A 23,675-nucleotide genomic window follows, 5' to 3' on the forward strand; every position below is an offset into this window, starting at 1 on the left:
GGTTCAGAACCACCAGATCACCGATCACCGCGATCTGAAGCGACCCCGCGGCGTCCAACACATCAGAGTCTTGCTGCCCCAACGGAATCGAGAACCGCTGACCGCGGAACACACCCTCACTCCCCCGACCCAGCGGCACCTGCGACCGCGCGGTCCCGTGGCCCACCTGAGCCGAACCAACGGGTCGAGTGCTCGGCCCCGCCTCCAGGCCCGAGGAACCCCTGCCAGATCCCCCTTCCTGCCGATCACCAGGACGGAACCGCGCCGCCCCCATCGGCGCAGCCGTCCAAGGACCACTCCCTCTCGTCAGATCAGCGACCAACGCGTCGAGCGACTCCTGACTACGCACACCCAGATCAACCTCCATCACCGCCACAGCCACCTGACGACGAAGCTCCTCACGCTCCACCAGCCTGCGCGCCTGCTCAGGAGACGGATCCGGCACCGGCATCACCAGCTGAGAACCCGCCAACACCAACAACCGCTCAGCCTCCGCCTCGTGGGTCGTGTCGGGGCGCTGTCGCGGGCCGGCGCTTGTGCCAGCGGCCGGCGCGGGGGCGGGCACCGTGCGGCCGGTGCCCGCGGTCGCAAGCAGTTCCGACATCCGTTGCGCCTGGGCCCTGGCTTCGGGGGAAGCCGTCGCCAGAGTCGCCGCCACGATGTTCCTGATCCTCTGGTGCAGCTCCAGGTAGGCGATGTCCCGCGGGGTTTGCGTGTTGCGGTCGCGGTTCGGCGGCTGATGACCCGATCCCACGATCTCGTCGGCCTCGCGCGTCACCTCGGCGCGCCGGGCCTCGGGCAGCCGGTCGAGCATCCGGATCGCCCTGGTGTGCTCCGCCTTGATCTTGTCGACGTTGCTCTCGGAAACGCTGCCGCCCTCAGGCGTGCGCACCGGCCCTCCGAGGTCGCCCAGGACTTTGCGCAGCGTCAGGGACAGCTGCTCGGCGTTCCGTTCGGGCGTTGCCGACTCGCGATCGAGGTGCAGCTGGTAGGCGACCGCGTGCACAACGGCGGAGAACCGCGCCGAGTACGCCGGAGGTGACGCGTGGTGGCGCTGGACGATGCTGGACGCCCTGTCCAGCAAGGCCGTTCTGTCCGGCAGCGTGGACACGACAGCGACCATGCGCTGGAGATGTGCCTGCCACGAAGACCTGTCGAGCCCCATGGCGGGTTGAGCCCCCGTCCACACCGCCGGCCGGTCACGGGGCTGGTCGAGATCCGCGACCGTGACGACGACCTGGTTCTCGGCGACCGCGTCGAACTCGGCCAGCACATCGTCGGGGTGCGGCAGGTCGTGGCCGGCACCGGCGTGCGACGCGTACTTGCCGAACTCGAGGAACATCTGCTTCTTCAGGGAGTTCCACACCACTGGCACGAACTTGCCGACCTGACCATCTTGCGCACTCTGGAGCCGGATCGCCGTCGGTACGGCAGGCCGCCCCGGGTCGTGGTTCAGCACCAACTGGCGGTAGAGGCTGCGCCCCAGCTCGACGACATCACGCCCGAACGCCTCTCGGCCATGGGCCGGGTTGAGTGCGTACGACGCGTGCAGGTCACGTGCTGCCGGTCTGCCCCCGGCAACATCCGCCGCGTCGACCTGCCGCACGAGCTCTTGGCCGGACAGCGGGGAATTCTGTTCGTCGTCGACTTCCACCTCGGTCACACCTGAGGTGGATCCCTGCAGCGCGGCCCAGTCGACGACACCTGCCGCGTGCTCGTCCGGATACAGCCCGTCCACAGCGACGTTCTCGCGTACCTCCGCGTCGGTCAGCGGAGGAAGCCAGCGGTACCGCCCCATCGTGTTGCCGTGGGTGAGGCCCTGATCCGCGAACTGGGCGGCGTGCATGATCTCGTAGAACGTGTGCGAGTCGATCGGGATCAGATAGCCGACCAGCGCCAGCCGGAACAGGTCCATGTCGATCCTGATGTTGCTGCGTGCGGCCAACTGCTCCACGAACCTGATCAGCAGGTAGGCCGTTCCGGACGTGCCGGTGCCGCTGAGCCCACCGGCGTTCTCCGCCATGCGGTGCACCCAGCCGTTCGCGTGCATGTACCTGGTCAGCGCCGCGGACTCCCACTTCAGGCGGCCCTTGTCATCGACCACGTAGGAGCGCTCCGCATCGCTCAGGGGCGGCCTCAGCGCGGCCGGATCCGTGGGCACGCGCAACGACGCGCCGTGGACCGCCAGCAACCTCTCCCGCTCCTCAGGCGGGAGCTTCCGATCTGCTTCCACCGCGTCGAAAGACCGCTTTGCCTCAGTTAACCTCCGCTGGTCCTGCTCGACGACGATGTGCTCGTGGCGCGGGATCCCCGGATACAGGATGTTGTCCATCGCGCGCCTGTTCAGCAACGCCATCCGCTCACGCAGATTGCCGTGCTCCACCACAGCACGCACGTTCTCGACGCCGAGCGGCACCGCGCCGGCGTAGATCGGAGACGCGAACATGAGGTGCCGGCGGTTCTCCGGAGAAGTCTCGTCCCACACCAACCGCGCGATCTTCCCCAGTTCGGCGTTGACCGCCGGGTGCTCGGCCACGTAGCCGGCGAGTCGGCGGTCGAACTCCTGCGACTGCGCGGTGTACTCGACGCGCGCTCGCTGCCAGTCGCCGGTGAACTCGGTCAGCGCGGGGACGCCCGGCTCCCGGAACGCGATCTGAACCCGGTGGTGCCCCTCCAGTTCTTCGGTCGCCAGCACGAGGTTCTCCTCGAAGCGGATGTCCTCGACCACCACCCTGTTACCGGGCAGGCTTTCCAGCTCCGAACGCACAGCGTCCACAAAGGTGGCCCGGACGGACGCGATCCGTTGCTCCGCGACAGCCCTGGCCGTGTCGTGCGGCAGCGAGGGGTCCAGGAAACCGGTGAGAACAACAGTCCGCCTGCTGTCCGCCGCCCTCGCGTACTCGTTGACGGCGCGCGTCAGCTCCGGGCTCTCCTTGCTCTTGCTGGAGATCCGGTGAACGCCTTCCGCGAAGGTCACGTCGAAGGGCTTGGGCACCCTCGGCCGGCCGCCCGCCGCCGACGACTCCCCAGCGCGCGGCGGTGCCGGAAGCGGGGCGAAGCCCAACGGCGAACCGCTGGTCCTGCGCCTGGCCCCCAGATCGACCGCGATCTTGGCCACGTACGCCACCGCGGAGTGCCCGCGAGGGTTGGTCGCGTGGTCGGCGGCCAGACGGGCGGCGACCACACGCATGGCCCTCGCGTGCAGCTCCCGGTAGTCGTCGTAGCCGGGCTTGGTCTTTTCCGGCGCCTCGATCGTGTACGAGAGCATGGACGCGGCCTCACGCATGAGGCTGCCGAGGTCATGCACTTGCCCCAACAGGGGCACCGCGTCGCGGTAATCGGCGTCGATGCGCGCGACTTCCTGCTGGGACAACAATTTGCCGCTCGGCGCGTACACCTGGCCCAGCACCGCGTCATGCCGGTCGCCGGTGTCCGCGGTGAACGTCAGTGCGTCGGAGTCCGGCTCCGCGACATACGCGAAGAGCGTGTCGTCGGCACGATGATCGTCACGAGAGACCCTCGGCGGAACTTCGGCATCGTCGTCCGTGTAGAAGCCGTCGTTCTCGGCCTCCTCCTCGTTCTCGGCCTCCTCTTCGTTCTCGGCCTCGCGCACCTCCTCAGCCGGGTTCTTGCCGCCGTCCGGCCCGCTTGCTGCCGGACCGGGCAGGATCTCGACGACGGGTGCGTCGTCGGGCATGACAGGCTCGTTCAGGACGAAGGCGTCCAACGACGTGGGTGCAGCGGCTCCCAGCGCAACGTCCGTGGAAGCGGTGTCATCACCCTCGCCGGAATCTTGACCCTCCTGTGCATCCGTGTACAGCCGGTCCGCGACATGGGCCCATGCGTCGTCACTGTTGTAGGTGGGGCGCCTGGAGTTGCCGCCAGAACGGAGGACCTCCCTTTCGAAGAAGCCGTCATCGGTCAGGTCGGACATGAATGTGGGAGACGTGCTCAGCCCGAAGCCCGCGTTCCGATCGGGACCAGGTCCCGGCGGGAGGTTCGGAGGCGTCTGCAGGCCCGCGTTGAAGTCCTCGATCCGGTCGCCCAGCGTCCTCTTCGCCGTCAGCCAGTTCTCCTTGGCGGCATCCGCGGCCAGGTGGGCCTTGCCGACCTCGACGGACACGGCGTCGCGCGCCTCGTCGAGCGCGGCAACGGCGTCGTTCGCCTTCTGCACCCGTGTTCGCGCCAGCAGGACGTCGGCGACGGCCTTGTCGCGTTTCGTGGTCGCATCCACGACCTTCTTGGCGTCGGCGGCATCCTTCTCGTTCGCCGCTGTGAACTTCCTCGCGATCTCTTGTCGCTGTGTCTCCTCGGCGGGCGTCATGTTCTCGAGGTCCGCGGTCGACAGCAACCGGAAGAGGTCCCGTTCGGCTTGCCGCCCGGCGTCCGCCAGAGCGCGAGCCGCCGCACCGCGGGCGGCCTCGGCCTCGCCCAGTTCCCTCGTCCGGTCAGATCGCGCGGTCTCGGATTCCTTCAGCTTCTGCGCGGCCGCGACGACTTCCTCGGCCGCGGCTTCGCGGCCGCTGCGCTGGGCGAGCACGAGGTCGTCCAGCGCGCGCTGCGCCTTTTCGACCTCCTTCTCCTTGTTGCGCCAGTCCGTGGCGGCCTTGTGCACTTCCTTCTGCGCGTCGTCGATCGGCGTCGGCACGTCATGACCGCCCAGCGCGAGCTTCAGGTCGGCGTCACTGACGCGGATCTGGGCGGACCTGTCGCTGCGCACGTCGACCACCGCCTGTTTGCCGTTGACCGTGGCGACGATCCGGTACTCGACGTCGTAGGTGACGAGAGCGGTCCGGCCACCGCTGCCGGTGCCTTCCTGGCGTGCGGAGCTGACGGTGCCGGCGATGTCCCCGGACTCGCTGAACGCGAGCTTGGCTTCGAAGTCACCGAACTGACCGCCGTGGTCGCGGACGAGGCCCTCGCCACCGCTGTCGCTGCCCATGGATCCGCTGAGCGCGACGGCCGCGTCGACCGCCTCGCTCACCGAGACCGTGGAGGTGACATCGGGGATCATCGCCCGTTGGCTGCTCATCGCGACGGCGTCGCTCAGGCCGGACAGCTGTGGGTTGACCAGCTTGGCGTGCAGTTCCAGGCCCGCGTGCTCGTCGGACAGCAGCGCGTTCTTGTGCAACTCCGGCAGGCGGACGCCCTGGTCGGTCGCATCGATCATGGTGACGCGGATGTTCTCCGCGCTCAGCGCGGACATGGCCGTGTTGGTCAGGCCCAGCACTCGGTTCGTCGCGTCCTCGCTCAGTCCGGCCGTTCTGAGCGCGCGCAACGCCCCCTCCCGGACCTGCGCCGCTCCGACCGAACTCTGGGGGTGGACGGTCTTGGGCAACTTGATGCCATCGTTCTTCCACGCCTGGATCTGCGTCGGATCGGCGTCGTCGGCCGGGGCCGGGGAGATTCGCGGGTCGGCCGGGACCGGGGTCGGCTTGACCGCCACGTCGTCGGCGACCACGCGGAAGGTCATGTCCTCGGTGACGACCGCCCGCGCGACCACGCCCTTGCGCCCGTGGACCTCGAGCTCCCAGTCGACCTTCCCGCCGTAGACGGCGGCTGGCGCGCCGGTTCCCGCCACGTGCACGTCGAGTTCGGTGTAGGACACTCCGTTCGACCCCGTCCGGCCGTGCTCGGCCGTGGAGCCCAGAGCTCCGGTGGTGTTGCCGCTGTGCCTGGTGTCCGCCGCGTGCGGGGCGACGCCGAAGAACGCGCGCAGGCCCGCCGACCAGGACCTGCTGGTGCCCTTGGTCTCGGCCTCGGTGCCGAGGTACACCAGGATGTTGTCCATCTTGACGCCGTCGTTGACGACGTCCTGGAACTTCATTTCACGCGGTGTCGCCTTCAGCACGACCTGGTACGAGTCGCGCCCGATGAACTTGGGGTTCTGCGCGGACAGCAGCACGCCACCGTCCATCGCGGACTCCATCATGGCGCGATGGGTTTCCCTGTCGGTCATTTCGAGAACGCGCTGCAGGTTGTTCATGGCGTCGTCGAGCACGGCGTCGGGCATCAGTGCCTTACCGGTGCTCTCGTTCTCGGCACGCAGCGTCGACACCAGCTTCGTCAGGTTCGGCAACCGCTCGAACACACCGAACCCGATCGAACCCGGCTTGTTCTCGCGCATCGTGGGAGGCGGCGCGAACGTGACGGTGGCGGGCTTGCGCGGCTGCGTGATCTCCGGCAGGAGACCGTGCTTGCGAGCCTGCTCCTCGCTCATCCTGAGGTAGACCGCGCCCTCCTGCACGACGCGGAAGCCCTTGCGGTCCACGGCGCGGTCGGGCAGAACGGCGTTGCCGACCCTGCTCTCCGCGACGATGTCCGCGACGAGGTCCACCTGGACGAGCGCGGTGCGGTCGGTGCCGGGCATGCTGCGCTTGCGCTCCATGAGACCTGTCATCTCGCGGGCCTTCGCGGTGACGGTCCGCCACGACCTGAGCTTGCCGCCGGCGCTCACGCCTCCCCTGCCGATGGTGGGCCCGCCGGGTGTGCTCACCGGTGCGGCGATGACCGTGGCACCGAGGTTGAAGTCCCAGCCCTTGCTCGTGGTCGTGGTCGCACCCGCCCGGTTGCCACCGGCCGCGGAGCGCTCCATCGCTGTGGTGTCCGAAATGGACACCAGCTTCGGGTTCGCCAGTGCGAGCTTCATGCCGACCGCGCCGGACCGGTCCTCGATCCTCCTCGCGTACTTCAGCCCGTTCTCCTGCAGGCCCGCGTTCACCGCGTGGTTGAGGTTCGACTTGATGTTCTCCGGCGTGAACATCTGGTCCAGGGCCCGCATCGACGGAGAGCCCGGGAGGACCAGCACGTCGTCGCCGCCCGCCGCATCGTTCAACGCCCTGACCGCGACCTTCTGCAGCCGGTCCGTGCCGGTCAGCGCCTCGACGTGCAGCCACTCCGTGATCGGGGGTTCGCCGTCCGGCGCGTACTCCGGACGTAGCAGCAGATCCGTGATGGACGGGTCGCCGGGCAGTGCGATCGGGGGCGACGTCCGTCCCGGGCGGAACTTCACGGGATCCTCGGTGAAGACCGAGCTTTCCGGGAGGAACAGCTGCACCTCACCACGCAGCACGCGGAGGTCGATCGGCCCGTCGCCCGGCCGCGCCGCACCGTCGCCCTGGGTGGCCGTGGACGTGGCTGCGGACAGGTTCGTCCTCGCGATCGTCTTCACGACAGGCGTGTCCCAGCCCGGCAGACCCGGCGTCACCCGGCGGACCCACGCCCTCGGACGGGAGTACGTCTCGACGACGACGTCGTACTCGATCTGGCTCGTGAACCGGTGGTTCACCTCGGTGCCGCCGTTGACCATGTTGTTCACGGCTCCCGGCCCGGAGCTGTTCTGATGCGTCGTCGTCGAGTTGTACTTGATCGACGCGTTCGGCACGACCGTCAGCGCCGTGTCACCCGCGGTGTTCGGGATGATCACGCGGCCTTCCACGCCGATCGAGTACCCGGCCGCTCGGTCGCTGCTCGCGCTCATCTTGGTTTCACGGGTGTCCGAGGTGCGGACGACGCGGCCGGGCGCCTCACCGTCGTACTTCGTGTTCGCCAGCTTCGCCTTGACGGTGACGCGCACGTAGTCCTTGGAGAAGATCCCGCTGCGCTGGAACACCATCGTCCTGCCCTTGCCGATCAGACTGTCCATCGTGGACTTGGTCGCGACGGGCGAGAGATTCGTGTCCAGCATCCGCTGGTTCGTCATCCGCTCGGCGAACGCGGCGTAGTCGTCACCCGAGCGCGGCTGCGTCCTGGAAACCTGGTCCAGCGCACCGGTGAAACCGCCGAAGCGTTTCACGGTGGACAAGGCGGTCGCGAGCCACGTCTTCACCGGCGTCAGGTCGACGCGGTACCACGGCCGGGCGTCAGCAGGCTTCTTCCAAGCAGGGAAGAAGTCCTCGAAACCGTCGATCTTCGAGAGGGTGTCCTGGATCTGGTCCTTGACGTCGTTCATCCCGTCCAGCCGGCCGACCTTCGCGTTGCCGGAGGCGAGATCGGACGCCAGGTACGGTGGCGGGAACCGGTCGATGCCATCGCGCGGAGGCGTGATCTCCTTGTCGGTGAACCCGGCCGGCACCGCGAACCCGTGGTCCGCCGCCTCCGCGAGGCTGAGCCGGACCACGCCTTCGATCGGCACGGAGACGACGTCGCCATCCGGAGTGCGCACTTCCACGGTGCCCTTGATCTCGTAGGAACCGGTGGGGCCCTTCACATCGGCACCGATCTCGTGCTTGCCCAACGAACCTGACGACGTGCTGTCCCCGGTCGTCACGCTCGCACTGCCGGCGAGCAGGCCCGCGCCGCCCACACCCACCGACTCGCCACCGCCGATGGAGGCCGAGACGCTGATGCCGCTCTTCGACTTCGCGCTGTTGGTGACGATCGACGTCGTCGAGTCGTGCAGAGCGAGCGTGGTCTCCTTGTCCTGCCCGATCAGCCGGGCCTCCTGGATGGAGGCCCTCATCTGCACCGCCACGCCGCGGGAGCCGTGCGGGCTGATCAGGTCGGGTGAGGACACCCAGTTCCCGAGCATGCCCGGGAACTCGTTGCGGATGTTCGTCGGGCTCAGGAACGTCTTGAGCGCCAGCCAACCCGGGGATTTGGGCTGTCCCGCGGCCGAGTTGTGGAACCTCCCCGCGATCTCGCCGTGCCTGTCGCCGACGTGCGTGATCGCCTCGGCCAGCAGGGTGGTGAGCTGCGGGCCCGCGGTCGGAGCGATCGGCACGAAAGCGGTGTTCGTGCCCTGGGGCAGGGGCGGGGTCTTGTTGGGCAGGCCGAGCGTGACCTCGTGCTGGAGCGACTGCGTACCGTCGCCGACCGGCTGCGACCGCTCGTCGAGAACACTGACCGACCACGTGACCGGCACGTCCACGTGCTGTGCTTCCTGGCCGCCGAAGATGCCGCGAAACGTCTGCGTGTTCGTCGAGTGCGCCTGCGAAACAGATGGTGACCCCATCGGTATCCGCACGGCGATCGATCCCAGCGGACCGAGACCGGTCGAGTAGCTGAAGGACGCGCCCACGTCCGCGCCGGTCGCGATCGTGCTGCTCGCACCGACGCCCTTCGACTCCAGCATGCTCATGTTGACCGTGGCCGTGGAGCTGCCCCCCTTCTTGGGCGTCAGCGGCCCGCTCAGGTCCAGTGCCGCGCGGATGGTCGCCGCGTACCACCGGTTGCCGACCCTCACCGGGAACGAACGACCGTCGCCGAGGAACGACTCGAACTCGCTGTCCGCGTCCACCACCTTCGTGATGGCGTCGAGGCCGTCGACCTCGGCACCGCCCAGCGTGGTGGTGACGAGGCCCGCGACACGTGTTCCGACCTTGACGGCGGTGACCGCCTTGACCACGCCGAGGGCACGGTTGTCGCGGACGTGGTCAGGGATGTTCAACGGCGGGGGGACGGGTGGCGCGGCGGGTGGGACGGGTGGCGCGGCGGGTGGGACGGGTGGCGCGGCAGGAGGTCCGGCGGGGGGCGTGGGCGGTGGCCCGGCAGGCTGGCTGGCCGGCTGTGACACGGGCGGCACGGCAGGTTGGGAGGCGGGCTGTGAGACCGGCGGCCCCGCGGGCGACGAGACCAGCGGCACAACAGGCTGCGGCACAACAGGCTGCACGACCGACGGCGCGTCAGGCTGGGAAGGCGGCTGCGGCACGGCGGGCGGTGCGACAGGCACCGGCGGCGCGGCGGGCGTTTCGTGGCCGTCAGGATCACTGATCACGGCGTCCCGCGTCGGTTGCGACGCCTGAGCGGTCGCTCCCGGCCCAGCGGTGAGGAACTCCGGCCGTTGAGCGACCAGCCACTTGGCGAGGTTCCTGGCGGACCTCAGGTCACCGTCGTGCCAGGCGATCTGCAGAGCGACCAGTCCGGCGACGCCGTCGGCGACGTCCTGCCCGGCGTCGGACTTCGCGTTGACCATCGTCCTGGCCTGGTCCAGGTGGTGCCCGTACTCGGTGACCGGACGCAGGTCGAACGCGGCATTCCAGGCAGCGTCGCGCTCCACCGTCGTCGAGAAGTTGCCGCGCTCCAGGTTTTGCACCTGGTACCACACGGACTTGACCGGCTGCTCCAACCGCTTGGCGGCGTACACCGCGAGCTCGGCCAGGTCGCTGGTGACCTGACCTCCGTTCGCGACGAGCTGCTCCGCGATCAGGTACCGCAGGCCGTTCCTCAAGTCCAGCTCGTCCGCGGTCTTCGCGTCCGGCTCGGCGTCGGTCTGAGCGGGCATGGGGCCCAGCACGTCGTTCACCACGCGGCCAGCCGTCCGGAGGTACCCCCTCTTGCCGGCGTACCGCTCCTCGGCCGCCTGCCCCGCGGCGATCAACTTGGCCCACCGCTCGTCCAACGAGTCGTCTTCGCTGCCGAAATCCGCCAACCGGTGCCGGAAGTCGAACACCGACTCGTCGGTCTCGCTGCCTTCCCCCGACGCCACCGAGACGTTGTCGTCGGGATCGGGATCCAGGCTCACATCTGGTGCGGTGGGACGGTTCTGGTCCAACGCGGCGTAGCTTTGGTGCAGCCCGCGCGCAACCTCGCGGGCCCTCGATGTGTCGCCGCGGTCCTCGGCGATCCTCTCCGCGACCCGCTGGATGACGTGGGTCCTGCGCTCCCGGTCCACCACGGCGTCACGAGACATGTCACCGTCCGCGTAAGCGGAAGGACCGAACACGGCTTCGACGATGTCGCTCGCGCTCTCCGGCGCGATGGCCGGCACGGCGGCCGGCAGGAGGGGCGCGCCGTCCCCGTCCGTCGACTCCGGCGTGGCGGCGCCGGACCGATCGATGCCTTCCGGCTCGCGCGAACCGGCCTCGGGCACCGCCGCTGTTTCGGCTGCACGACCCAGCTGATGCGCGGCCCACCTGGCCAGGTCCACCGGTCCGCTGGTCGCTCCGTTGCCTTCGAGCAGGATCGCTTCGGCGACGACGTGCCGCACTCCCCTGTGCAGCGACGCATCCTGCTCGGATCCGGTCATGACGACGCCGAACGCGTCCTCCACGAAGTCCTGCGCCACGTCGAGAGCGTTGGCGACGTCGTCCGGGTTGTCGGAAAGCCCGCCGAGCTGTTCTTCAGCGCGTGCGAACTCCGCCTCCCACTTGGCCACCCACTCGTGGTCGAGATCGGCATCCCCGCGGTCGAGGTGCGCAAACTCGGCGATCGGATCCCGCAGCGCGAAAGACGCGTCGTCGGCTTCGCTGATCTGCGCGATCTGATCGCTCAGCCAGATGGCCAGCTGGCGGCCGCGGCCGGTGCGGCCTCCGTCCGCCGTGATCTGCCGAGCGACCAGGGCTTCCGCGCCGTCTCGCCAGGGAGCGTCGTCCTCGACGTGCTCGAACTCCTGGTCAACGATCTCTCTCGCGGTGTCCAGGTGCTCTGGCGGACCGTCGAACGTACCTGCCGCGGCAACCACGTCGCCGAGAACATCGAGCTGGCCGCGCACCGAAGGCGTCTCCAGCAGCCCCCATTGCCCGGCGGCCCACTCGGCCAGCGAATAAGCCCCGCTGGTCAGCAGTCCTCCTTGCGAGCCGATCTCCCTGGCGACCAGCAGGCGAAGCCCGTCCACGATCGCGCGGCTGTCCTCGTGATCAGCCAGGTCACCGAGGAAGTCCACGATGACGTGATCGGCCAGCCCCAGGTCGTTGGCTCGATCCTCGCTGTCGAAGTCTCCTGCCAGCGCAACCTCTGCATCCCACCAGCTCTGCCATCCGTCACCGAGCTGGTCACGCCGGACGTCGGTCAACAGCACAGGATTGTCGACCGCAGAGGCCGGATCGTGCTGCGAGGACGAGGCAGAGGACGACGGACCGTCGGCCTCGGTTCCGACGGCGTCCACGTCTGCGGAGTCCTGGTTGGCCCCGCCCTTCACACCCATCGAGCCGATCATGAAGAACTCGGCGATCATCCGGCCGGTGCCTTTGGCGTCCATGCGCAGCGACATGGCCTTCGCATCGAGCGTGCCCAGCGCGGTGAACAGCTCGGTGAGACCGATGGCGCCGCCCGGCCAGCGCTCGCTCCTCAGCTCGCTGTTCACGACGTTCAGCAGGTCGCCTGCCTGCCACCGCCGGGTGACCGGGCCGTTCGGTCCCTCGTGCGGACGGTAGGTCGGGCGACCGTCCTTCATGATCAGATCGACCTCGACCGCGCGGTTGCCGCCCAGGCCGGTCAGCGGGGACAGCACCACCGGAGGAGCACCGTTGGGCCGGTGGATCACCACGGGCATGCCCAGGTGAGTGGCGATCAGGTGTCCGGCCAGTTCGGTGCCGTGGAAAGCGCTGAGGTTCTCGTTGAGGTCACCCACCAACCCGCGGTGCAGGTGTTCGTCGGTTATCGAGTTGCGGACGATGAAGTCCGCGGCTGCCGCAGCCACGTCGGGCCGGGCGATGGCCGCATTGACCGCTTCCTGGCGCAGCCGCGCCGGATCGGTTCGAACCAGGTGCCCGACGGTCGCGTACAGACCGTCCGGCGCAGGCGGAGGGCTCTGCGGCAGCACGTCGTTCGCAAGGAACGTCAACTGCCGCAAGGTTTCGCTCACCTGGTCAGCCTTCAGGAGCTCCTGCGCGCCGAAAGCCTCCTGGATCGGTTGGATGCCCGCGGCCGGTGCCGGTTCGCCATGGCGCTGTGCCGTGAACGGTGCGGGCACCGGCGTCGACACCGCCGGGTTGATCGGCTTCCCGAGGCTGTCCGTTGGTGTCCACGTGGTGTCCGGCTGTCCGGCGGGTCCCTCGGCCGGCACCTCCGTCCTGCGCTTGGCCGCCTGCGCATCCCGATGGGCAGCGGCTTCCGGCGTGCGCCCGCCCAGCCCGCCGAGCACCGGCGCGTCCACTTCCGTCGCGGAAGGAACGGCCGGCCGGGATCCCTTGTTCTCCGTGGACGGCAGTTCGGCGGGCACGGGGTTTCGGTACGCCACCAACGGGCCCGCGGTCGAGGACGGGTCGCCGGCACCGCTCACCACGACTGGTGTGTTCGGGCTGTCGCCCTTCGGTACGGCGACGACGTCGGGGTTCATGATGAAGCCGGCCACCGTCTGCCCCGCGCCCGTGGTGTCCTGGCGCAGCACCACACCTTGCTCGTTCAGCTTGTCGAGAGCGGTGAACAGGCCGGGGAGTTCGATCCGGCCCTCGGACCAGCCGGACTTGACCAGCTCGGCATTCACCACACTCAGCAGGTCGTCGGCCCGCCACTGCCGGGTGATGGCTGCGGCACTGGTGTTCCAGGGCGACTTCGGACTGTCAGCCGCGGTGCTGCCGGGGCCCGGGGTGGAGGCGGGGCTGGGGCTGGGAGTGGAGGTGGAGCTCGGGGTGGAGGCGGGGCTGGAGGTAGCCGGGATGGCGGTTGGCGTGGTGTTGGTGGTCGTGCCAGTGGTGGTGTTCGGGGCGATGCTCGGCTTGGAGGCCGGTGAGTCGTCGGTGTCCGAGTCGACACTCGTGTCGGAGTCGTCGTCGAAGGACTCGAACGTGATGGTGCTGGTGTCGGACTCGTTGCCGGAGTCCGAAGTGGAATCCCAGTCGGAGGCGTTGTCCGAGCCCGAGTCCTGGAAGAGGTCCTGGAACGGGTCGGTGTTCTGAACGAAGCCAGGGTCGGCAAAAGGATCGGCGTTCTGCACGGACCCGGTGTCCACAACCGCCGGTGGCGCGGGCGTCGATGGCGCGGGCGGCAACGCCGACTCGGTGAACAGCCCCGGTTCACTGACGAGAGGAACGCCGTCGTTGTTCGTGGCAGGCCCGTTGGCGACGATGCCCAGCTGGCCGTTGGTAGTGGCCGAGCCCGAGGTGGTCGTCGAACCCGGAGTGGCCGCCGAACCCGAACCGCCCGCAGGGCTGGAAACCGGGCTGCCCTGGCTGGGAACAGCCGGGTTCACCGACGCGGGCGCGACCGTGCTCGACGGCGGCTGGACAGACGACGGCGCGACGCTCGTGCCGGAAGGCAACACATCTTGGTTCTGTGAGTGGGTTCCGTCCGGACGGGCGACACCTGACACGGAGCGAGAGTCTGATGTGGATGGTGCAGCGGAATTGCCCGGCGGCGTGGACACCGACGATCCCGTGCCTCCGGCCGAGTCACCGGGAGCGTTGCGGGGCGTACCGCCCGGCACACCACCGGCGGCACCGTTGAACGTGTTGCCCGATCCACCAGTACCGAAGGTGACGGGTGGAGTGTCGCGCCAGAGCGGCAACGGGCTGCCGGACGAAGACGGATCGTCGTCCGAATACCCGTCGTCGGAGGAGCCGTCGTCGGAGGACGTGTCGTCGGACAGGAGCGGCACCCTGTCGTCGTCCACGGGGCGGTTGCCCGAGTTGGAACCGCTGCCCGGGTTCGGGCCGCCGGGGCCGTTGAGGCCCAGTTGTTCGTTGCGCCTGGTCCGCCAGTTGCGCATCGCGGTCATGGCGCCGCCGGTGGCGAGGCCGTTGACCATGCCCTTCCAGAGCTCACCCGGGTCGCCGCCGGCGGGGATGGTGATGGCGCCGACGAACACCTGGGTGGCTGCCTGGCGGAGGGCGCCGACGGTCACCCAGTTGAGGAGGTCGGGCCTGACGTTCTTCAGCACCGAGTGCAGGAGGCCGTCGAACGCGCCGCCGGCCATGCCGTACTGGAAGGACTGGAGCGTGCTGTTCCAATCCCACTTGGTGTCACTGAGGATCAGCACCGCGATCTGGGCGATCGCGTCCTCGACGACCTCGTCGATGCCCTCGTCAATGGTCTGCTGGGTGATCATCATGATGCCGTCGGTGATCACGTCGGCGACCTTGGTGATGGTGTTGACGGCACTGGTCGTCAGCGGCGTGCGGGTCACCCTGGCGCCTGCGGTGATGGCGACCTGCAACGCGTTCGACATCCACTGCCGGAACCTCGCGACGACTGCCTTGATCCATTCCTGCATCACCTTGAGGAACGGGGGGATGTTGATCCACTCGAACGGATCGAGCAGCATCCGGGTCAGTTCGAAGGCGGTGACCGCGGAGGCGACGATCATCGAGAACTTCGCGCTCTGGAGGTTTCGCGACTGTCCCCGCAGGATCTCGGCCAGGGCCTGGGCGCTGGTCGCGTTCTGCGCGGCCTGCTGCTTCATCTGATCGCCGTAGCGCACGAAGTTCCGGCCGGCCGTCGCGGGAGCGTTCGCCAGAAAAGTGGCGACCAGCGCGTCGACGTTGCCCCCGAACGCACTCCAGCTCGCGGATCCGTCTGCCAGGGCGTCCCCGGCCTTGTACATCTCCCCTTCCAGGCCGGGTGGCCAGTAGCCGCCCGCGATGAGCACCATGAAGAAGTTGAGTTCTTCGGGGTACCGCAGGTTGGTCGTTACCGGCACCACGCACCCCTGTCACAGCGAGGACCGGACCAGGACGTACGCCCCGATCCGGTCCTCGCAGCGCTCATTTCACGACCTTCACTCGTAACTCATGGACTCACGTTGGGCGTACGACGCACGGGGCCGGTACCGCCGGGGTTCGGCGTGGTGCTGTCCGGGCGCGGCGTGGGCGGCGGGCCGCCGGTGGGCAACGGATCCGGTGCCGAGAAGCCGGACATGATCCGATCGATCTGGTCGGACGTCTGCCGGCTGATCGACGTGGCGAACGAGGTGCCGAGCTGCTCGACCACGCGGTCCGTCTGCTCGAACATCTGCGCCGCCCGTTCGAGCCGTTTCGCCCCACTGCTCGCCGACTCCTCGAGCCAGGTGACGCCCCTGCTCAGGTTCTCGAAGTCGGCGGAGATCTTCTCCCACAGCTGCGAGTCGCCGATCATCTCCGAGTTGATGTTCGCCTCGTCCAGGGGCTCGTGGAACGTCTTGGCCTGCCGGCCGAGCTGCTCGGCCTGCGCGACCGCCTGCCACACGCCCGGAATGTTCACCGCGGAGAGTTCGTCAGGCATCGAGAACACCTACCTCTCGTCCATCGGACGGAAAAGCGGGCTGTCTTCCGGGTTGTCCGGGAAAAGCTCGTCGAAATCGACCTTGCCGGGGGTGTGACCCCGCATCGACAAACCTGGCGGCATCGTCGACTCCATCAGTTCCAGCATCTTCTCCCTGGCCGTCGCCTGCGCTTTGCGCACCGTGTCGCAGACGACCTTCGCGAGTTCGGCCGGAGCCATGTTCTTGTAGGCGGCCTGCGGGAACGTCACAGCGGTGATCTGACCGTGGACGTCAACGGTCACCGAGACCACGTCGCGTGGCGCGGTGGCCGAGGAGGAGATCTCCGCCATTTTCTGCTGCACCGAGTGCAAATCCGCACGCATTTCCCGGTACCCGGACAGGGCACGTTCCAACTCGTCTTCCAGCGGCGAAGATGCCACGAGAACTCCTCACCAAAAGCGAATCATCAGGAATGAACCTGAGTAAAATCGGCGCAAGCACCCTGATCAAGTGACCTGGCGCACATGTGTCCTGACGGACGGTCCTCGTTGCCCCTTCACCCACTTGACGCGACCGGCGATCACCTGACGAAGGTCAGCCCCTGCACCTGGGCACCACCCGTCGCGCCGGGAAACAGGTCCGCGACGGCGAGGGTGCGCGACGCGGCGGTCCTGGCGAGCCTGCCGGCGAGCTGGTGTGCCACGTGGACGGTCTCCCGTTCGGTCGTGGCCGCCAGTTGTGCTGCCACGGCGTCGCGCACCTCGTCGGGGACCTCGTGACCGCGCCGGACCAGGTCGCGGATGGCGAGCCCGGCCAGGTCGTCCACGGAGTACGGCGCGACGTCCCATCCCGTCAGGAAGCACTCCGCGAGCGGCTGGACCTCCTGGAACAGCGGTACCAGGCGGGCGTGCTCGCCGATCATGACGACGACGGGGTCTGCGGGTCCGCGTTGCATCAGGGCGACCACCGACTCGATCACCTCGAGACGGTGGTCCGCGTCCATCTCCCCGTCGACGTCCACGACCAGCACACCGCCGGCCGCGTCGGAGAACGCGGTCCGCACCAGGCTTTCCGCCTGTCCCGGCCACTGCGGTGACAGGTCCTCGGCGATCGACCGGCGGACCATCTGTCCGATGTGGACCAGACCGAACTCCGCCAGCGACTGCGCGTACAGCTGCGCGATGCCGCTGCGACCGCTGCCCCGTTTGCCGCCGATCACGACGTTCGCGGTGTGGCCGAGAGGGTGGTGGTGCTGCTTGGCGGTGACCAGGCGCACCAGGCTCGCCCCGGCGGCCTCGCGGATGGCGGCCTGCCCGGCCATGTCGTGGAACCGCTTCCAGCTCAGGCTGTCGTACACGGTGGCCGCCGGGTCCCGCACGTCGTCTCGTTGCCGGGCAGCGGCTTCCGCGGCCGGCTGGAGCAGGTCGAGCTCGGCCTGGAGGTCCGCCGCCGTCAGCCGGCTCATCTCCGAGTCCTTCGCGGGCGGATCGACGGCCAGCCTGGTCGCCTGGTTGTTGACCATCGCCTCGAACAGCTTGCGCGCCACGCGGCCGTTGCCGAACACCGAGTCCTTCGGCACCCGCTCGAAGTAGGCGGTGAGCGCCTCCACCGCGTCCTCGGTCAGCTCGTAGTAGTGCGTGTGGCACAGGCCCGTGGTGATGGTCACCAGCTCGTCCACGCTGTAGTTGGGGAACTCGACGGTACGGGTGAAGCGGGACGCGAGGCCGGGGTTGGACAGGAGGAACTTCTCCATCAGCTCGGAGTAGCCCGCGACGATCACGACCATCTCGTCGCGGTGGTCCTCCATGATCTTCATCAGCGCGTCGATGGCCTCCTGACCGAAGTCGGGGCCGCTGCCGCCGGTCGACGCGGACAGCGTGTACGCCTCGTCGATGAAGAGCACGCCACCGATGGCTTTCATGACGACCTCGGTGGTCTTGATGGCCGTCGAGCCGATGTACTGCCCCACCAGGTCGGCGCGTGCGACCTCGATCATGTGTCCCTTGGCGAGCACACCGAGTTCCGCCAGCACCTTTCCGTAGAGACGCGCGACCGTCGTCTTGCCCGTGCCCGGTGGTCCGGCGAACACCAAATGCCTGCTCATCGGGGGCATCGGCAGCCCCTTCTCCTTGCGCACCTGGGTCATCCTGATGAGGTTGATCAGCGCGTTGACCTCGCGCTTCACCCCGTGCAACCCGACCAGGACGTCCAACTCCGCGAGCGGGCCGGACAACGGGACGCTCGGCACGGCCTGCCGCGCGGCGCTCGGTGCCACCGTCTCCCGATCGGCGCGGTCGCCGACGGCGGCGGCGACCGAGGCGGGCCGTCGCGGTGCCGCGACCGCCGGCACCGGCTCCTCGATCGTCACGCTGTCCTCACCGAACCGGCGCACGTCGGCACCGCGGTTGTCCTTCACCACGCACCGGCTCAGCAGCACCGGCTCGGCGGTGTCCAGACTGACGCCGTCCTGTTCGCTGCCGACGACCTCGCAACCGGTCAGGGTGCCGCCCGCTCCCGGCGCGAAGTTCACGCCGGTGCGCTTCGACGCCAGCACACGGCACCGCGTCATGGTCGCCAGGACCCCTGACCGCAGGTCGACACCGTGGCCTGCGGCGTCGACGATCTCGCTGTCCTGCAAGGAGAACTGAGTGTCCGATGCGGACAGGCCACCGCCGCGCACCAGCAACGACGTGAGCGTGGCCCGGGCGTCACCGCTCAGCTGCACGGCGGCCTCCGCGGTCGAGGCGATCCGCACGTCCGACGCCTCCACCGTGGACCCGTCGGAGACGTCCAGCGCCGCAGAGGAAGCCGACTCGAACTCGGCGTCGGACAGCCGGATGACGCTCTTGCCCACGATGACGAGCCCAGGCCCCGAACCCACGCGCAGCCCGGAGAACACCGGCTTCGACGCCGCGCCCACGTGCACGGCGGTCCGGGTGACCCCGTTCAGCACGACGCGGTCGAACCGCGGCGAGCTGCCTTCGTCGACGGCGATGCCGACCGGCGACGCACCGATCTCGCAGTCCTCGAACGACGGTGCGGACTGCCCGTTCACCTGGATCGCGTTGCGGCCCGCACCCGTGAAGGTGCAGCCGATGAATGACGGTTCCGAGGCGCCGGCGATGTGCGCGGACTGCACGGCGGCACCGTCGAACGTGGAGTCCGAAATGGACACCCTCCCGGAGCTCATGAGGTAGAGGTCGACGTTCTCGCTGGCGGTCACGGTGACCTGGGACAGCGTCAGGTCGCTGCGCTGCTCGGCGACGACAGCCGGTTTCATCGCACCGGTGATCTCGCACTGCTCGGCGCGCACGGTGCTCTCCCCGTTGACGCAGATCCCGTTCCCCCTCGGCCGGGTGATCACGCACCGGCGCAGGACCAGGGATCCCCGCTCGGCCGCGACCACGGCCGAGGAACCTGCGTCGGCGATCTCGGTGTCCTCGACCGTGCTGACCGAAGGCGAGGAGGTGACGATGCCCGCGCCGTTGGCGCTGGTCACCTTGCAGCCTCGCAACACCACGGCACCGGTGGCACGCGCGAACACCGAGACCCAGGACGTGCCGCTGATCCGGCAGTCGTCGAACGCCACCTCGCCGCGCACGACGTCGACGCCCGCGAGCTCGTCGTCCTCGCACGTCAGCACGAACCCGTTGAGCTGTACCGCCTCCGCGTTCGCCACGAGCACACTGCCCTTCCTGGCGAACACCTCGACCGAACCGCTGCCCTTCTCGGCGCTGAGCGTGACGAGCTTGCTGACGACCAGGTTCTCCTCGTACCGGCCCGGCGCGACCGTGATCATCGCTCCGGGCAGCGCACTGCCGAGCGCGGCACCGATCGACGCGAACGCGCCCGGCCGGTCCCCCGCGACGACGAGCAGCTGTCGATTCATCGGTTCACCCAATCCCTCACGCCAAGCCGGGCAATGCGCCGAAACGGTCAGCCGCGGCGGGGTTCAGCTGGATCGGAACGCCATCCGCCCACTTCTCGAACTGCCTGCGCAGCGAGTTCAACGCCAGCTCGTCGAACGAGACCCGGTTCCGGTCGACCCTGCCGTCCGCGCCGATCTCGGCCGCGGTCAGCTCGCGCAGCAGGATCTGGCCGCGGGTGCCGTCCGGTCGCGGTTCGGTCATGTCCAGCACCTTGAAACTCGTGCCGGGCACGAACAACACCCGTTCGAGCGGACCGTCCGCGTGCTCGAGGAGCTTGGTGCGCCGCGCGGACATCGACCACACCAGCACGTCCGCGGTGCTCGCCTCGTCCACGGGCCGCTCGGTCAGCGCGTGCAGGAACGACCACTCGGTCACCAGCTTGTGGTCGCGGTAGAGGTCCCACTGGCCGGACGTGGGCGAGGCGGTGAACACCGCCGGCCCGCGGTGCGAGGGCAGCCGGCTCAGGCCGGCGACGACACAGCGGGCGAACGGGACGTGCGGACCGACCGCGCCGGTGCGCAGGGCCTCGTCGACGGTCTTGCCGCGGCCGGTCAGGTAGAGCTGCACGGCCACCGCGTCGGTGAGCACGTCGGCCGAGGACTGCGAGAGCGCTCCCTGGAAACCGGGGTGCTCGGACAGGATCCTGGCGACGGAGTTCGACATCGTGCCGAACTCGGCCGCCAGCGTGCGGCGCAGCCACACCCGCTCGTCCTCGATGCCGCGCTTGGGCAGCAGACCGGTCGCCTCGGGCTTCGGCACGGGCTGGAGGTGGGCGGCGCGCACCGGTCCGGGGCCCGGCTGCACCGTGCTCGCGGCCGCCGGTGCGGGTGCCGCCACGGCCGCTTGCACCTGCACGGGGGCACGCACAGGGGTGGCATCCGCAGGCTTCGGCACAGGCATCGGCATCGGCGCGGGGCGCTCAGCCACCGCAGCCGCCGCGGTGGCCGTGATGGCCGCGGGAGGCGCCACCAGTGCCCCGAGCGGAGCCGGCTCCGGTGCCGAGATCTCAACCGGCGCGAACTCCATCGGAGGCCTGACGGGCGCGGAAGCCGGCGGCACGGCGGCGGGCAACGCCGGGGCGGTGCCCATCAACCCGGACAGGGAAACGGGAACCTCTTGCGCGACAGGCTCGACCGGCACCGCCAGATCGGCAGACAGCTCGACGCGGTCCTGGCGCGCGGGCGGCGGTGCGGCGACCTGGCGTGGTGCGGCGAAGGTGAGCGACGCCGCGAACGACAGGAGCTCGCTCGGCTCGACGCCCCCGGCCGGCGCGCCCGCACGCGGGGCCTCGGCCTGCTCGTCCAGCAACGATCGTGCGCTGAGCACGCGGTTCATCCCGCGCACCGACGGGCTCAGCCGTCCGGCCAGGTCGCCCGCCAGGTACTCCATCCTGGCCAGGTCGTTCTCGTTGTCCGCGTCGAAGATGAGATTGTGCGTCGCGGGGTCTGTCGCGACCAACCGGATCGCCTCGAGCTTCGCGGTCGCCGTGGGCGGGCGCACGACCAGCCCGGACTGCACCACCTCCACGACGGCGTCGACCGAGTACCAGTAGACGCCGGGCGACACCTGCTGACCGCCGGGGACCGGCGCGCGGTGGCTCACCACGTCGGGCACGCCGGGCGGATCGTCGTCACCGGCGCGCGGCCGGTACCGCATCTCCTTCGCGTAAGCGTGCCAGCCGAAACTGCCGTCGGTGCGGACGGTGAAGATCTCGGGGGCGACCGAGGGGCCCACCGGCACGCCCACGTAGAACGTGATCTCACTGCCCACGGCGTCCGCAATCGCTTGCCCGAGCGCGTCCCTGGGCACCGACATCGGTCCGAACTGGACGAAGCGCACGCGATCGCGGACGTGGTCGGGCAGCTGGCGCCACAGCAGCACGACGTCGTCCTGGCCGAGCGGGACGCCGCCGGGGCTGCCGAGCACCACGGTCACGTATTCGGGCTGGCAAGGCATGTTCTCGATCAGCCGCTGCCGGTGGGCACGCAGCTGCGGATCGTCGCCGATGGGCCGGATCCACACGCCGCCGGGCAGCGGTTCGGCCAGTCCTCGCGAGCTGGTCGGGAAGTTCTCCGGTGCCACGCCCTCGTCCCACGGCGGACAGGGGAAGCGCTTGGCCTCCCACCTCGGCGGCTTGCCGGGGACGCAGCGCACCCAGCCGCCGCCACCCTGTCCCGAGTGGACGAACAGCGAGCCTCCCGCGCCGATGACGACCGGGCCGTCCGGGACGATGACCGTCCTCTTGAGACGTTCGGCGAGCCAGTGCCCGGCCAGCGCGGTGGTCTCCCTGGACCGCCCGCCGATCACCAGACGCACGCCCCGCCGACGTTTGGGCAGGGCCTGCGCGACGGACTCCCACATCGCGAGCGGGGAGCTCGGGGGCAGGTCGACCACGACGAGGTCGTTCTGCGTGTCCGGCGCGACGGTGAGCGCGAGGTCCTGCGCCGCCTTCGTCATGTTGCCCGCCGGGTAGACCACGAGGGCGTTCCCGACGGTGTGCTTGGCCAGACCACCACCGTCGCCGGGGTCCCGATCACGGGTCGAGATCGCCATCACGGTCATCCTCCTTGCTCGACGACCACCGCGGCACGGCTGAGCGCCGGCCCCGCGGGGATCGTGGAAAGCACCTCGGTGCGCATCGGGATCGGCCGCACGTCGCCGAGTCCCAGCGCCCGCATCGAGTCGTCGTCGGGAATCAGGAACCGCCTGCCGCGGTCGTTGATCAGGTACTTCTTCGGGTCCTTCTGGCCTTCCAGGACCGGGATCTCCGCGACGAGGACACCGCGGTTCGGCGGCAGCATCGCACCCTCCTCGGTGACCGGCGGCCACCCGTCGGCACCGGGTGCGGCGACGACGGTCGTCTCGACCTCGGCGCCCGATCCCCGCTGCTCGAGGCACACCCGCCCCTGTTCCGGCGGCACCGGCTGGCTCGTGACGAGGTCCGGCAGGCGGCGCAGCAACGACTGGTCAGACGAGAACGGTGCCGCCAGCACGGACTGGGCGTCGATCTCGGTGACGGCGGCGCCCGGCTCGGCTTTGAGCAGCGTGTACTCGGTGGCGGACAACGGGGACAGCCCCTTGCCGGTCATCACGTAGCGCTGCTGGGTCCCGTTGCCGGGGTAGTGGTAGAAGAGGTCACCAATCCGGCGCGACCGCCCGGCGACCTCCCTGGCCGGCTCCCCGGCCCCGGCGATCTGGGCCGGGGTGAGCGCAGGGCCGTCCGGGACCAGGTTCAGCCACACGTCCGGGGCGAACGGCGTCCTGGCCGCGGTGAGCCCCAGCGCCACGAGCGACCTCGACGAGGGAACCTGGTACTTCTTCCCCTCCCAGATCAGGAACATCTTCCCGTCGCGCGACTGCACGGGGGCGTAGAAGTCCGCGGTGAGGTCGAGTTTCGACGCACCTTCGTCCATGTTCACGCTCATCACCGGAGCACCGTCGGCCGCCCTGACCGGGCACAGCAACCATCCGCCCGTCATGAGCTCGTTCGGCCGCGGCACGGTGTCCGGTGCCCCCGTGATGCCCGCCTGCGGCCCGCGCGGCAGACCGGCGAGCGACTTGCGGGAGATCACCGAGACCGTCGAACCGGGGCCCTGCAACAACATCGCCGACGCCTGGTTCGGCGTCGGCAGCAGCTTGCCGTCGAGGTAGACGTAGCGGGAGCCGGACTCCTTCTCCACCAGGATGGCGCCCTTGCGCTGCCAGGCGGTGTTGCCGCCGGGCACGATCAGCCCGTAGACGCCGAAGCCGATGGCGATCAGCAGCGCCACCACCGCGCCGGTGATCAGACCCGACCGGCCGCGGCCCAGCGGGTGCTCCGCGCTGCTGGGGTCGCCGATCACCAGCGCGGTCGTCATCCGCTGCATGAGGAACTGGTAGGCGTGGACGTGGTCCTTCTGCGTCTGCATCAG

At 69.3% G+C, this 23,675-nt stretch carries 6 protein-coding genes; all 6 read right to left on the reverse strand.

Features of this window, described 5'->3' with window-relative positions:
• Positions 1 to 15,295, reverse strand: a 15,295-nt coding sequence (locus SK854_RS45615; RefSeq protein WP_319981449.1) for a hypothetical protein, incomplete at its 3' end; no start/stop codon positions are given.
• Positions 15,296 to 15,384: 89 nt separating this feature from the next.
• A complete protein-coding gene (locus SK854_RS45620; RefSeq protein ID WP_319981450.1) occupies positions 15,385 to 15,855 on the reverse strand; it encodes a hypothetical protein in 471 nt (156 codons plus the stop codon).
• A gap of 9 nt (positions 15,856 to 15,864) precedes the next feature.
• A complete protein-coding gene (locus SK854_RS45625; RefSeq protein WP_319981451.1) occupies positions 15,865 to 16,248 on the reverse strand; it encodes a YbaB/EbfC family nucleoid-associated protein in 384 nt (127 codons plus the stop codon).
• Positions 16,249 to 16,415: 167 nt separating this feature from the next.
• The gene (locus SK854_RS45630) at positions 16,416 to 19,724 is read right to left on the reverse strand and encodes a right-handed parallel beta-helix repeat-containing protein (protein WP_319981452.1); all 3,309 of its coding nucleotides are present in this window, start codon (positions 19,722 to 19,724) and stop codon (positions 16,416 to 16,418) included.
• A 16-nt stretch (positions 19,725 to 19,740) separates the two neighbouring features.
• Positions 19,741 to 22,317 (reverse strand): hypothetical protein, encoded by a 2,577-nt coding sequence (locus tag SK854_RS45635; protein ID WP_319981453.1) that lies wholly within the window; start codon positions 22,315 to 22,317, stop codon positions 19,741 to 19,743.
• A gap of 5 nt (positions 22,318 to 22,322) precedes the next feature.
• Entirely contained in the window at positions 22,323 to 23,672 is a 1,350-nt protein-coding gene (gene eccB / locus SK854_RS45640) for a type VII secretion protein EccB (protein WP_319981454.1), read from the reverse strand.
• Between the last annotated feature and the right edge of the window lie 3 nt (positions 23,673 to 23,675).

The sequence above is a fragment of the Lentzea sokolovensis genome (assembly GCF_033949975.1).
GTDB classification, from domain to species: Bacteria; Actinomycetota; Actinomycetes; order Mycobacteriales; family Pseudonocardiaceae; genus Lentzea; species Lentzea sokolovensis.